The following is a 13,491-nucleotide window of genomic DNA, read 5'->3' on the forward strand; positions in this document are numbered from 1 at the left end:
GGCGCGGCCCCTGCATCCGCACGCCGTCACACCTCAGACCGCCAGACGGAACGCCGTGGACGCCTCCACCGCCGCAAGCGCCAAGGCCTCCTCGCGCAGCATGGCATCGAGGAACAATGGTAGCTCTTTACGGTAGCGGGCGAAGTCTCCCGCTTGTGTCAGTGCCGAGTCCGCATCGATGTGCAGGTTCAGTTCGCTGCCGTCATCTTCACCGCGGAAGGTAAGGTTGAACCCGTCGCCGGGACCATTCGCCAGAATGTGCCTGGCAACGGTGAGCCCGGCAAACACCGGCGCGCTGAACGGCAGGACATTGATGAGCGGCGAGAAGAAGAAGCGCCGGCCTTTCGGTATTTCCCGGTCGGAGGCGATCTGCTCAATACGGTAGCGGCCGTGCAGGCGCTGCTTCCGCAGATTGGCGGCGTTGCGCGTCAGAAATGCGCCGACGTCCTCTCCAGGCTCGATGGTGAGGTGGAACGGCAGGATGTTGACGAGCATGGCCGGCATATGCGCGCCGACACTGCCCCAGCGGCTCATGAAAGGCAGCCACAGTGTCAGGACATCACGATCCGGACGGGGCAGCACCCGGTGGAGATAAAGACCGGAAAGCAGCACCAGAAGATCGGGCCAGCCAATCTCCAGTGCGCCGGCCAGTCGTTGCAGCCGCGTGCTGAAACCGGGCGGCAAGGCCGCATCCGCATGCAGGCCACCGCCGCCATAATCCTCGCAATCCTTGTCCAGCACCGGCAGATCGGCGGGTGCGGCGAGATAGGCTGTCCAGAAATCGCGATCCTTTTCGAAACGCCGGCTCCGCTTGTAGGCTTCCTCTTCCGCCAGGAAATCACCGAAGGGGTGAAAATCCGGACCCGCTTCACCCTTGCCGCAATAGTGCCCGTAAAGCTGGCCGCAGCGCTGCTCCACCAGCGTCAGACCATAACCATCAACGACGATATGATGAGCGCGGATATACCAAAGGTAACGATCATCGGCGATACGGTAGAGGAGCTGCGCCGAGAGCCTGTCGGCCGTGAGATCGAGCCGCGCTTCCACATCCGCGTTCATGCGCCGCAAAGCCTCCTCCAGCGGAGCGGGATTGCCGCGGAGATCGACAAGTTCCACAACCGGGGCATGGTTTGGGTCGCAGCATTGCTGCGGCGTCTCGCCATCATCGCCGACGCGGAAGCGGATAGACAGGACTTCGGATTCGCGCACGGTGCGTGTGATCGCCTGAAGGAGCGCGCTTTCATTCACCGCACCGGAAAGATCAATGTAATGGGCGACGGTTGAAACCGGTTCGTCGGGATGGAAGGAAAACTCCTCCCAGAAATCGAGTTGCGGCTGCGTCAGTGGAAGCCAGCCGCCGGCGGGATCGATATGCGCCATCTGTTTTTCCTTGCACTATTTTCGTTGCCGGGCGCGAAGTGCCACCCGAAATGATGGGATTCACGCCGCCCGTACGGCCATGAGCGACGTCACCTGCCTGGCGTTGCGGCACCGCAAAAGCTGCTGCGGTGTCAGGTCAACACCGAAGACAGCGCGAATTTCGGCCGAGACGGTTTTCAGGTGCGATGGCAAAAGTCCGAGCGCCAGCAGGTCGCTGTCTGCATCCACATTTGCCGGCTTTTTACCCAATACGCTGAGATAGATATCCAGCACCCGGCGGTCGCCGTGATCGACGTCTGGAACCGCAGGGGCGGAGAATTTTGCCGGTTCCGCGTCAGCCGTTCCACTGGTCAAGAGTTCACGGGCGCGACGGCGGTCGGGCTTGCCATTGGTCGAAAGCGGCAGATCGTCAACCTTGAGAAACCGGCCGGGCACATGCGATTCCGGCAGATGCCGGCGGGCAAAGTTACGCAGTTCGGCAGTGGTGAGTTCGAGGCCGGGTGCCGTGACATAAAGCACGCCGATGGCCGCCTCGCCCTTTTGCTCGACACCGTAATCCACAACCAGAACCCTCTGGAGAGAAGGGTGGCGGATCAGCTCGTTTTCCACATCCGGCAGCGAGACGCGCACGCCCCGCACCTTGACGTAACCGTTGACACGGCTCGCGAACATGATCTTGCCATCCGGCCGGTAGCGGCCGCGGTCCCCGGTTCGGAAGGCGCGCACGCTGTTTCCCTGCGGATCGGTAATCGTCACGAAATCCGTCTGGGTAATCGCGCCGTCCTCGAGATAGCCGATCGCGACATTCACGCCGGCCGTATGGATGCGGCCAACGACGCCCGCCGGGCAATGGCCGCCGTGATCGTTGAGGACGAAATAACGATTGGCGGGCAGCGGGTGGCCATAGGGCACGGCCGCCACATCTTCCGCAACAATCTCGTGCCAGATGCTCCAGATCGTCGTTTCCGTTGGCCCGCCGAGCGATATCAGCCGCAGGTCAGGATTCCGCCGGCGAAGCTCTTCTATGATAACAGGCTTGATATAGTCCCCGCCCTGCGCGACAAGCCGGAGCGACGATAGCTGGTTACCACGGCGGCAGGCGAGAAGCATTTCGAGGATGGCAGGCACGGAGCACCACAGCGTGACACCATGTTCTGCGACCAGCTCGTTCCAACGCACCGCATCCTTTTCCTCTCCGGGTTCCGGCAGCACCAGCGTCGCCCCTGCAACGAGCGCGCCGAAAACATCAAAGACCGACATGTCGTGATGCAGCGGGGTGACCGAGATGAATACGTCGCGTTCCGTCACCGCCCATTCCGCCAGCGTGCCGCCAATGACATTGGCCGTGGCGCGGTTGGAAAGCACGACGCATTTCGGTTTGCCTGTCGTGCCAGACGTGTAAAGAAAATAGGCAGGCCCCTCGCTTCGGGAAAGCGCCGCTAACTCCGCCATGGCGACCGGTGCGCCAGCCGGAGCGGGCGTGGACAGAAGCACTTCCGGATCGACAGCTTGGAAACCCTGCGGAGCGCGGCGGGCGACGATGAGCGCCGGGCGGCAATTGGTCAGCAGATACTGCAGGCGATCGTCGGGTGAACCGGCGTCGACCGGCACCCAGACCGCACCCATCAGGGCCGCGGCGAGCGTGATCGCCGTGTGTTCGGGGCTACGCTGCAGGCAGATGGCTACGACATCGCCCTGACCGATGCCGCGCGCCCTTAGGCTCGTGATCACGCGCGCCACCATCTCGCCAAGCTCGCTATAGGCGATGCGCCGCTTGCCGCTGACAAGCGCGGTGCGTGACGGCTCTCCTTCGAAAAGACGGCCGGCGATCCGTTCCAGAAATGGCGGGCAGACGAAGTTTCCTTCATCGCCATTCAGCCGGTAATGGGACAGGTCGACAATATCGCGTCCGTTGAGGACGAAAGCGCCGCTATCCGCGATCCCCGCAATCGCGCGCTCGACGGCTGCGAGAATATCCGCCACCATCGCCGCATCGATCGCCTGCTCCGCATAGTCGATATCGAGGACGAGATCGCCCTCCGGATTCTGCGAAAAGCGAAAATCCAGCGCGACCTGCGGCGTCTGCGTCAGACCGTCCGTCCAGCGCATGGCCGAATCCGGCGAAAGCGTCGGCCATGTGAGACCATTGGTAATCACCACAGGCAGGGCGAGCCCGCCCGCATTCGCATTGAGAAGCACGCGATTGAGATTGATGCCGGAAAAAGCCAGATGGTTCAGCCCTTCCAGCACATCCCTCTGCAGGCCCGCCGCCCGCACGGCAAAATCGTCTTTTGCCGCGCTCCACTGGACGGCGATGAAGCTGGAGCGGTTGGCGAAGGCCCCGTCCACCTGCGGCGCAACGGGAATGCCGACCACCAGCCCACCCTCGTTCAGCCAGAGCGACAGCACCTCGAGAATGACCGCCGTGAGCGCCGAATTCTTGAACAGGCGCTCTTTCGCACCGGCCCGCGCAAAGGCGGAGAAGCGCTGCTTTTCGACAATCAGACTCTGGCGGCTATATCGCGACGTCGGAATGGTTTCGAGCGGTGCTTTCCAGGGCAACTGCGAGGGCACTTCAGCTTCTTTCAGCTTCTCGGCCCAATAGGCCGCATCGCCGGCACGGGCTGCTGCGATATCCTCTCCTGGCGTTTCAGCCGCAGCGGCGATTGCGACCGGCAGGACTCCGTCGAAAAGTTCCGTTGCGAGGCTGGCTATCGCCCGCCCGTCAAGGATGAGAGCGTCAAAACGCAGGAACACCACGACATGATCAGCCTTTGCCTCGGACACCGGCAGGCGGAAGACCGTGACCCGCCAGGGAGAGGCGGCGAGATCAAAATGGGCGTGGGAAAAATCCCGTCTGACGGCATCGATCCTCGCTTCCGCTGTCGCCGGGGAAATATCCGAGAGATCGATCATATCAAGGTTGATCTCCGCTTCCCCGGACACGATCTGCACGAGGCGCCGCTCGTCGATGCGGGTGCGCAGGCTTTCATGTCTCTCGACCATGGCAGAAAGGCGGGTCCGCAGCAGGGCGGGGTCGATGCTGCCGCGATATTCGCGAAACTCCTGCATCGCCACGCCGCTGAGCGGCAGATGTGTGCCGCGACCGAGAAGATATGCCTTCTGCAGCGGCGAGAGCGGACGTTCCATGGCGTTTCCTTTTTTATCGGCCAGCTGTTCGGGCATCGCAGCACCAAATCGTTCCACGCATTCCTCAACGAGGTCCGGGTGATCAGCGAGCCGGCGAAGGAGACCCACGTAGGTTTTAAACAGGGCGCGAAGCCATGGTTCAGGCAGCGCATCGAGCCGCACATCCCAGTTTATCAGCAGGCCGCCATCAAGCCTCGCGACCTGCGCGTCCAGCGCAACCCCCGGCCCTTGCGATACCGTGTGGACCAGGGAGCCGAACAGCTGCCCAACCCTTTGTGAAAACAGATCGCCGCCCGGCAGGTCGACACCGGCGGTAAAAACCACGGGCGAGGTCTGCAAACCGCCGCGCAGGCGAGAGAGGTCGCGCATGATGCTGACGCCCGGATAGGCCTGATGGGCAAGCAGGCCGTTCATGTCATCGAAAACCCGCCCGAGCAGGGCTTCGACGCTTTCAGCAGGTCTGATATCGACGCCGAGCACCAGCACGTTGGAAAACTCACCGACGATGGAATCAACCCCTTCGACCAGGGGTGCACGCCAGAAAGCCGGAACGGAGAGCCGGAACTTTTCGGAATCGATCGCCCGCGACAGCGCCACGGCAAAAACACCGAGCAACAGGGTCGACATCGTTACCGAGCAACGCCGCGCAGCCCGTTCAAGACCGTCACGTTCAACGACCGTAAGCATCGTGGCAAAACGGTCCGTATGAACGGCGCGTGACGCATCCTCCGGTAAAAATGGAAGCGGCGGCGCGTCCGGAATATCCGCAATATGCTGCCGCCACCACGACCGGTCGTATTCCCGCACGCTCTTGAGGTCAGGATCGGCCGCAAGGCGTTTCGTCCAGTCGAAGAAGGATGGCTGCGCCGCCGGGGGACGCGCGGTCTCATCCTTGTCCGCCTCGTCGTAAAGGCCGGCGAGGTCCTCCATCAATATCCGCACGCTGGCCGGATCGATGGCCAGCATGTCCGTGTCCACATGCAGCCGGCTACGGCCATGCGGCAACAGGCTGAGCGCAATCGCCGCGGGCGGCGCAGTGCGAAGATCCGTCGCGCGATGGCTCCACGCGTGGCGCTTGATCTCGAGCCGGCGCGCAAGCGTCTCCGCATCAAGCGCCGTCATGTCCTCCACATCGAGATGCAGCGGGCGACCATCAGGATCGACGGATTGACGCCCTTCCGCATCGATCCTGAGGCTCAGCATCGGGTGTCGCCGGCAAAGCCTGCCGACCGCAACGGCCAGTTTTTCCAGCTCCAGAGCTCGCCCCTCGAACTCGAGATAAAGATGGGGCGTAACTTTTCCGAGTATCCCATCCATCTCCCGACCGACCCAGTAGGCCACCTGCATCGGAGTTAAATTTAGCATGTGAATTTGCACCGATTGACAAAACATGATTATCATAATCAAGTATAAGCCATCGTCAACCACTCGAACAGGAGGCATCCCATGAAAACGGGAGCACTCAGGACGAATGACGTCGAATCCGACGAACTTGCTGATTTTAATAGAGATTTTCTTTTCACTTCCGGTGCCGGGCAGTTGCGGGCCAAAGGAATTCGCGAAAGGATAACGCTTCCGGCCCGCGGCGGAGAAGATACGGGCAGCCCATTGCAGCAAGCGATTAAAGCCGCTTTCGAACGGGCCCGCCGGGCTGGTCAGGACAATCCGATCGCCATTGGGGCAATCCCCTTCGATGTCAGCGAACCCTCATGCCTTTATATACCGAACAACCATGAGTGGAGCCCACGAGAAACCGCGCCGGTCGTCGCCGATTCGGCCATGCCCGCGCTTGTCGGCCAGAACAGCCTGCCGGACGAGACCGGCTTTAAACGCGCCGTAGAGCACGCCATCGTCAATTTCCGCCATTCCGATGTCCGTAAGGCGGTACTTTCCGTCATGCGCGAACTCACCTTCGCTTCCGAGGTCAATGTCGAGAGATTGCTGGCGAGTCTCGCCAAACAGAATCGCGAAGGTTACCAGTTCCGTATTCCGCTGCCCGATGGCGGCGACCTCATCGGCGTCAGCCCGGAACTCCTGATTCGCAAGCAGGGTGAGAACATCATCTCGAACCCGCTGGCGGGATCGGCAAAGCGGATGGTCGACCCCGCCGCGGACAAGGCCAACGCCGAGCGGCTATCGGCTTCGGAAAAGGACCACTACGAGCACAGCCTCGTTATCGAGGATATCCGCTCCCTGCTTTCGCCGGTCTGCGCGGAACTCGATGTCCCTGAAAAACCCTCCCTCATCAACACGGCGGCTCTCTGGCATCTTTCGACCCGCATCGAAGGCCGCCTCGCCGACCCCGAGACCAATGCCCTGCAGCTTGCGTGCCTGTTGCACCCGACGCCGGCCGTCTGCGGTTTCCCCACCGAGCGTGCCCATCGCCTTATCCGCTTCGTCGAGCCTTTCGAACGCGGCCTCTTCACCGGCATGGTCGGCTGGACGGATTCTGAGGGCAATGGCGAGTGGGTGGTGACGATCCGGTGCGGCACCGTGCAGCGAAAAACGGTGCGGCTCTTTGCCGGCGCCGGCATCGTTGAGGCATCGGAGCCCGAATCCGAATGGGCCGAGGTGCAGACCAAACTCAAGACCATGCTGAACGCCTGCGGTCTTTCTGCCTGATTTCCCGGGGACAAACCATGACAATCGAATTTCAACGCTGGCCCGACGATCTGACGCGCCGGTACCGCGAGCGCGGTTACTGGATCGACAGGCCGCTGAGCGGCATCCTCACCGAACAGATCGAGCGCCGGCCGGACGCGACGGCCCTGATCTGCGGCGACCGCCGCTTCACCTACGCGGATATCGACCGGCAATCCTCCAATCTGGCCGGACATCTCTCCGCCGCGGGCATCGGCAAGGGCGACACCGCGCTTGTGCAGTTGCCTAACATTGCCGAGTTCTATCTCGTGTTTTTCGCGCTGATGAAGATCGGCGCGGCCCCCGTCAACGCACTTTTCAGCCATCGCCAGCTGGAAATGACCTCCTATGCGGAGCAGATCGCGCCGAAGCTGGTGATCGGCTCGCGCAGCCACGAGCTTTTCGCCAATGACACATTTTTGGAGGCGCTGAAGGCGGCTTCTCCCGGGCTTACCGTGACCCTTCTGCTTGGCGAAACAGATCCGCGGTTGAGCCTAGAACGGCGGCTGGCGGCCCCTGCCGAAAACCCACCCGTTTACGCCCCTTCCGCCGCCGATGAAGTGGCGCTGTTCCAGCTTTCCGGTGGCAGCACCGGTACGCCAAAACTGATCCCCCGGACGCATAACGACTATGATTACAGCGTTCGGGCCAGTGCGGAAATCTGCGGCCTTTCCCCTGAGACCCGCTTCCTCTGCGCCATTCCGGTGGCGCATAATTACCCGATGAGTTCGCCCGGCGCGCTCGGTGTGTTCCACGCCGGAGGTGCGGTGGTCATGGCTGCCAATCCGGAACCACTTGCCTGCTTCGATCTCATCGAAAAACACGGCGTTAACATTGTGCCGCTGGTGCCGCCGGCCGTCGCGCTGTGGCTGCAGGCGGCGCCCGCCCATCGCGAACGGCTGAAGTCGCTCAAGCTCCTGCAGGTCGGCGGTGCAAGCTTCGCCGAGGCTTTGGCCCGCCAGGTGCCGGAAGTGCTGGGCTGCGATCTGCAACAGGTCTTCGGCATGGCGGAAGGTCTGGTGAACTACACCCGCGTCGGTGACCCCGACCATATCGTCTTCACCACGCAAGGCCGGCCGATCAGCCCGGATGACGAAATCCGCATCGTCGACGAGGACGGCAACGACGTGCCCGAGGGCGAAGCCGGCATGCTGGCAACGCGTGGCCCCTATACGTTCCGGGGCTATTACCGCGCGCCCGAACACAGCGCCCGGGTCTTCGACAAGGATGGCTTCTATTATTCCGGCGACGTCGTGCAGCGCACGCCCGAAGGTTATCTGCGGGTCGTTGGCCGGGTGAAGGACCAGATCAATCGCGGCGGCGAAAAGGTCGCTTCGGAAGAGGTCGAAAACCTGATTTTGCGGCATCCGGATGTCACCCATGCGGCGCTGGTGGCCATGCAGGACGAACTTTTGGGCGAAAAGAGCTGCGTCTTCGTCGTGTCTCGCAATCCCGCTCTCAAGGCGCCGGCTATTCGCCAGCACCTCGCCGGCCTCGGCGTCGCGGATTACAAGCTGCCGGATCGTGTGCGCTTCATCGACGCCATGCCCCTCACCGCCGTCGGAAAAATCGACAAAAAACGCCTGCGCGATCTGCTGACGACACCCGTCGCTGTCAGCGCCTGACATTCCGCACCCATCGAATGGGACGCCAAAATGGCGTCCCCATGTTTCCTAAATGCGCCAGCCCAGCCGGTGCCGCACAAACCGAGGTCATCATGACGATCCCCACCATTTCCGACTATCCCATGCCGGTCGCCGCGAGTTTTCCGGCCAACAAGACAAAATGGCAGCCCGATGCGAAACGCGCCGTCCTCCTCATCCACGACATGCAGCGTTATTTCCTGCGGTTCTACGAGGCCGACGGCAAGCTGATGACGACCCTCATCGACAATCTCGCGAAGGTGAAGACATGGTCCGTTCAGAACGGCGTCCCTGTCATTTACACCGCCCAGCCGCATAATCAGCCGCCCGGCGACCGCGCTCTTCTGAACGACATGTGGGGACCGGGTCTGACCGTCGTTGATCCCGAACTGCAGAAGGTGGTGGACAAGCTCGCCCCCACGCCTGACGACGTGGTGTTGACCAAATGGCGCTACAGCGCCTTCCAGCGCTCCGACCTTGCCGAACGTATGAAGGGCTGGAACCGTGATCAGATCATCGTCGGCGGCGTTTATGCCCATATAGGCTGCATGATGACGGCAGTGGAAGCCTTTATGAAGGACATCCAGCCGTTCATGATCGGTGATGGCGTTGCCGATTTTTCCGAGGCGGAGCATCGCATGGCGCTGCAATATGTGGCCACACGCTGCGGCGTGGTGATCGATGCCGCAAGCCTTGTCGGCGCGGGAAAGGGCGACGATATCAGCGAATGGCTGAAAGCCCGCGTCCTGCAGATGGTGGAGGATGAGAGCGATATCGACCCCGACGAAAACCTGATCTTCTACGGGCTGGATTCCCTGCAGGTGATGAAGCTTGCCGGAGAGTTGAAGGAACGCGGCGTCACCGTCGGCTTCGATGAGCTTGCGCGTGTGCCCACTCTCTCCGCTTGGTGGACACTGATCGACCAAAAGCGGCTCGCGGCCTGAGCGGACAAAAAAGATGACGCAACAGAGATTTACCGGGCGGCGCGTGCTGGTAACGGGTACGGCTCAGGGCATCGGCCGCCGCATCGCCGAACGTTTCATCGAGGAAGGGGCCGATCTCATCGGCCTCGACCTCCAGGCCAGAACGGCGGAAGCGCCCTTCCGCCAGATCGCACTCGACATCACCGATGCGGCGGCGGTGGAGACGGCCTGCAAGGCGATCGAGACCGAATGGGGCGGGCTCGACATTCTCGTCAATGCCGCCGGCATATTGCGGCTCGGCGACAGTGAAAGCCTGACGCCCGCAGACTGGAAGGCGTGCATGGATGTCAACGCTGCCGGACCGTTCCATATGCTGAGACAGTGGAGCGCCACCTTCAAACGGCAGCGGCGCGGCGCAATCGTCAATATCGGCTCCAATGCCGCCGTCGTGCCGCGCATCGGCATGATGGCCTATTGCGCCTCCAAGGCGGCGCTGGTCAGCCTCAGCCATTGCGCCGCCCTCGAGCTTGCGCCCTATGGCGTGCGCTGCAACGTCGTTTCACCCGGCTCCACCGATACGCCGATGCTTGCCGGCATGTTGAGCGATCCCGCCGGCAGGGACCGGCTGGTCGCCGGCCTGCCCGAGCAGTTCAAGCTCGGCATTCCGCTCGGCAAGATCGCAAGGCCGGACGATATTGCCGATACCGTGCTGTTCCTCGCCTCCGATCAGGCCGGGCACGTGACGATGCAGCAGATCGTGGTTGATGGCGGTGCCACGCTTGCGGCTTGAATTCGAGCCGTTGGATTGAGAGTAAGGGACATGGACGTTGTAACGGCGTTTGATCACGACGCCATCTCCGGCGATCCACCCGAGGCCATCTGGCCTTGGCCGGACGACATATGCGGCTGCCATTGCCTTACCCTTCGTTTCAGCGCCGATGAGGGCTGCGGCGGCGAGGTCCCTCCCTTGCCGCCGCAGCTTTCAAGCGCCACGCAAAGACGCAAGGCGGAATTCATCGCGGGGCGCAGATGCGCTGCGGAAGCCATCCGCCGCCTGACCGGCCGTTCCATCTTTCCCGGTATGGGCGAGGACCGTGCGCCTCTCTGGCCCGAAGGGGTTATTGGCGCAATTTCCCATAGCGAGGGTACGGCGATTGCGCTTGTCGGCTGCTGTCGACAGTTTCGCGCTATCGGCGTCGATATCGAGAAACTGCTGACAGAGGAGGAGGCCCGCGATATCGCCCCACAACTCTTGACCGCAAATGAGCGCTACAACCTCGGCAACATTATCGATCCCTTCATCACCGGCTTGATTTTCTCGGCCAAGGAAAGCCTGTTCAAGGCGCTGTATCCCATGGTGGAAAAGCTGTTCTTTTTCGAGGCGGCCGAATTATCCCGCCTGGACGCAAATGGCTCGGGATCCTTGTGCCTGACGGCTGAACTCAGCGAGGAATGGCGGTGCGGAACGGAGGTTCCTTTCCGTTTCTGCCGCTTCGAGGGCCAGCTTCTCACCCGCGTGCTCATCCCGCATTGAGGGAAAAACAGCAGATTCATAACCGTGACAATCATATTTTAAACCTGTCTTCCCGTCATCCGAGTGAAACACTCGGAAGGTACGCAGCCTGTGGAATGATTCCAAACATTGAACGGTAGAGACACGATATGACCGACATCGATACGAGCAAATTGTCCTGGGACGAGTGGGACGAACTGCAGAACCCGCCGCCGGCCGAAACCGATTTCGACCGCGTGGTCGAAATCGCTATTTCCCGCCGCGGCTTTCTGGGCGGCGTGCTCGCCTTCGGTTCGGCCGCAGCCGCCATGGGCACGCTCGGCAACCTGATGAGCAGCACCTCGGCCGAAGCGCAGGAAGCCACCGTCGGCCGTTTCCCCTTCAAGCCGGTTGCCGCCGCCACCGACCACACCATCCATGTCCCGGAAGGCTATAACTGGAAGCCGCTGGCGAAATGGGGCCAGCCGCTGTTCTCCAACGTTCCCGATCTCGACCCCGCAAAGGGCGTCAGCGTTGAAAATTCCGACAAGGTCTTTGGCGAAAATACCGACGGCATGGAACTCTTCGTGGTGGGCAACCACCAGCTGATCGCCGTCAATCATGAATATGTGAACCCGGAAACCAACCTGCCGCACGCCGAAAAAGGCAACCCGAAGACGGCCGACGACGTGAAGATCCTGCAGAACATGCAGGGCGTCACCGTCATGGAAGTCGCGGAAGACAAGGACGGCTGGAAAATCGTTCTCGACAGCCCTTTCAACCGCCGTATCCACCACAACACGCCGATGAAGCTTTCCGGCCCGGCCGCAGGCTCCGATCTCGTCAAGACCGCCGCCGACCCCAAGGGTGTCGACTGTCTCGGCACCTTCAACAATTGCGGCGCAGGCCGCACGCCCTGGGGCACCTACCTCACCTGCGAAGAGAACTTCAACGGCTATTTCGGCACCACCGACGCCGCCTTCAAGCTGCCTGACGATTACAAGCGTTACGGCATCGTCGCCGAGACCCGCTACGCCTATGAGAAGTTCGACGCCCGTTTCGACGTTGCCAAGAACCCCAATGAACCACGCCGCGCCGGTTACGTGGTCGAGATCGATCCCTCGGACGCCAAGTCCACACCGATCAAGCGCACCGCGCTTGGCCGCATCAAGCATGAAAACGCCGCCGTGGTGATCGCCCGTGACGGCCGTGTCGTCGTTTACATGGGTGACGACGAGCGCGGCGAGTTCCTCTACAAATTCGTCTCCAGCGGCATCTACGTCCCGGGCGGCGACACCTCCAAGCTGCTGGACGAAGGCACGCTTTACGTCGCGAAGTTCTCCGATGACGGTGCCGGCGAGTGGCTTGCCCTGACGCCGGAAACCACGGGCATGAAGATCGACGAAATCTGCGTCTTCACCCGCCAGGCCGCTTCCAAGGTGGGCGCGACGACCATGGACCGCCCGGAATGGGTCGCCATCAACCCCGTCGCCATCGAGGCCTATTGCGCGCTGACCAACAACAGCCGCCGCGGCGAAATGAAGGACGGCAAGCTGCGCGCCAATGCCGGCGGCGACGCCATGGCGATCAATGCCGCCAACCCGCGCGAGAAGAACGAATACGGCCAGATCGTGCGCTGGTATCCGGAAAATGACGACCATGCGGACGGCAAGTTCAAGTGGGACCTGTTCTGCATGGCCGGTAACCCCGCCGTCCACAAGGACGCCTATGCCGGCTCCCCGAACATCAACGAAGGCAACATGTTCAATTCGCCTGACGGCATGATGTTCGACTCGACCGGCCTGCTCTGGATCCAGACCGATGGCGAGGACACCAATGAAGGCAACTTCGCCGGCCAGGGCAACAACCAGATGCTGGCGGGCGACCCGGCCACTGGCCGCATTGAGCGCTTCCTGACTGCGCCGAAGGGTTCCGAAGTCACCGGCCAGACCTGGTCCGCCGACAAGCGCACCCACTTCGTCGGCATCCAGCACCCCGACGCCCCCTTCCCGGACGGCGAAGGCAAGCTGCCCCGCTCGACCGTCATCGCCATCAAGCGCGACGACAATGTGAAGATCGGCTGACGCACAGGCATGAACGGAACCGGATCGCGAGGGAATTGCCATCCGGTTTCACGATAAATCGCCGCGTGCCCGAAAGGACACGCGGCGTTTTGCCTGTGTTCGTGAATGAACGTTCGGATATCGTCGTATGGCGCAGATTTATCCACCTTTCGCAAGAACCTGCATGGCAGGGCTCGCCG

8 protein-coding genes are annotated in these 13,491 nt (G+C 61.9%); 6 read left to right on the plus strand and 2 right to left on the minus strand.

Annotation, left to right across the window (positions count from 1 at the left end):
- Window positions 1–33 precede the first annotated feature (33 nt).
- Together QE453_RS01470 and QE453_RS01475 are read right to left on the minus strand one after the other, a co-directional pair.
- Window positions 34–1,380 carry a condensation domain-containing protein gene (locus QE453_RS01470; protein ID WP_136883033.1) on the minus strand — a complete coding sequence of 449 codons (1,347 nt, stop codon included), beginning with the start codon at window positions 1,378–1,380 and terminating at the stop codon, window positions 34–36.
- Window positions 1,381–1,440: 60 nt separating this feature from the next.
- On the minus strand, window positions 1,441–5,895 hold the full coding sequence (locus QE453_RS01475) for an amino acid adenylation domain-containing protein (protein WP_309776225.1): 4,455 nt from the start codon (window positions 5,893–5,895) through the stop codon (window positions 1,441–1,443).
- An 81-nt stretch (window positions 5,896–5,976) separates the two neighbouring features.
- Between QE453_RS01475 and QE453_RS01480 the strand changes: the two genes are divergently transcribed.
- The 6 genes from QE453_RS01480 to QE453_RS01505 all read left to right on the plus strand — a co-directional run bounded on the left by QE453_RS01480 (window position 5,977) and on the right by QE453_RS01505 (window position 13,312).
- The gene (locus tag QE453_RS01480) at window positions 5,977–7,152 is read left to right on the plus strand and encodes an isochorismate synthase MenF (protein WP_309776226.1); all 1,176 of its coding nucleotides are present in this window, start codon (window positions 5,977–5,979) and stop codon (window positions 7,150–7,152) included.
- Between the two features lie 17 nt (window positions 7,153–7,169).
- Window positions 7,170–8,795: a (2,3-dihydroxybenzoyl)adenylate synthase gene (locus QE453_RS01485; protein WP_309776227.1), complete on the plus strand. Its 1,626-nt coding sequence runs from the start codon at window positions 7,170–7,172 to the stop codon at window positions 8,793–8,795.
- 92 nt (window positions 8,796–8,887) lie between these two features.
- Window positions 8,888–9,757: an isochorismatase family protein gene (locus QE453_RS01490; protein WP_309776228.1), complete on the plus strand. Its 870-nt coding sequence runs from the start codon at window positions 8,888–8,890 to the stop codon at window positions 9,755–9,757.
- Window positions 9,758–9,770: 13 nt separating this feature from the next.
- On the plus strand, window positions 9,771–10,526 hold the full coding sequence (gene dhbA, locus QE453_RS01495) for a 2,3-dihydro-2,3-dihydroxybenzoate dehydrogenase (RefSeq protein WP_113381705.1): 756 nt from the start codon (window positions 9,771–9,773) through the stop codon (window positions 10,524–10,526).
- A 30-nt stretch (window positions 10,527–10,556) separates the two neighbouring features.
- Entirely contained in the window at window positions 10,557–11,270 is a 714-nt protein-coding gene (locus tag QE453_RS01500) for a 4'-phosphopantetheinyl transferase superfamily protein (RefSeq protein ID WP_309776229.1), read from the plus strand.
- A gap of 128 nt (window positions 11,271–11,398) precedes the next feature.
- On the plus strand, window positions 11,399–13,312 hold the full coding sequence (locus tag QE453_RS01505) for a PhoX family phosphatase (protein ID WP_309776230.1): 1,914 nt from the start codon (window positions 11,399–11,401) through the stop codon (window positions 13,310–13,312).
- Window positions 13,313–13,491: the final 179 nt, after the last annotated feature.

The sequence above is a fragment of the Agrobacterium sp. SORGH_AS_0440 genome, assembly GCF_031453135.1.
GTDB classification, from domain to species: domain Bacteria; phylum Pseudomonadota; class Alphaproteobacteria; order Rhizobiales; family Rhizobiaceae; genus Agrobacterium; species Agrobacterium pusense.

Excerpts from the sequence above, each read along its gene's own strand:
- QE453_RS01470 (WP_136883033.1), bottom strand. The coding sequence starts at position 1,380 with ATGGCGCATATCGATCCCGCCGGCGGCTGGCTTCCACTGACGCAGCCG.
- QE453_RS01475 (WP_309776225.1), bottom strand. The coding sequence starts at position 5,895 with ATGCTAAATTTAACTCCGATGCAGGTGGCCTACTGGGTCGGTCGGGAG.
- QE453_RS01480 (WP_309776226.1), top strand. The coding sequence starts at position 5,977 with ATGAAAACGGGAGCACTCAGGACGAATGACGTCGAATCCGACGAACTT.
- QE453_RS01485 (WP_309776227.1), top strand. The coding sequence starts at position 7,170 with ATGACAATCGAATTTCAACGCTGGCCCGACGATCTGACGCGCCGGTAC.
- QE453_RS01490 (WP_309776228.1), top strand. The coding sequence starts at position 8,888 with ATGACGATCCCCACCATTTCCGACTATCCCATGCCGGTCGCCGCGAGT.
- dhbA (WP_113381705.1), top strand. The coding sequence starts at position 9,771 with ATGACGCAACAGAGATTTACCGGGCGGCGCGTGCTGGTAACGGGTACG.
- QE453_RS01500 (WP_309776229.1), top strand. The coding sequence starts at position 10,557 with ATGGACGTTGTAACGGCGTTTGATCACGACGCCATCTCCGGCGATCCA.
- QE453_RS01505 (WP_309776230.1), top strand. The coding sequence starts at position 11,399 with ATGACCGACATCGATACGAGCAAATTGTCCTGGGACGAGTGGGACGAA.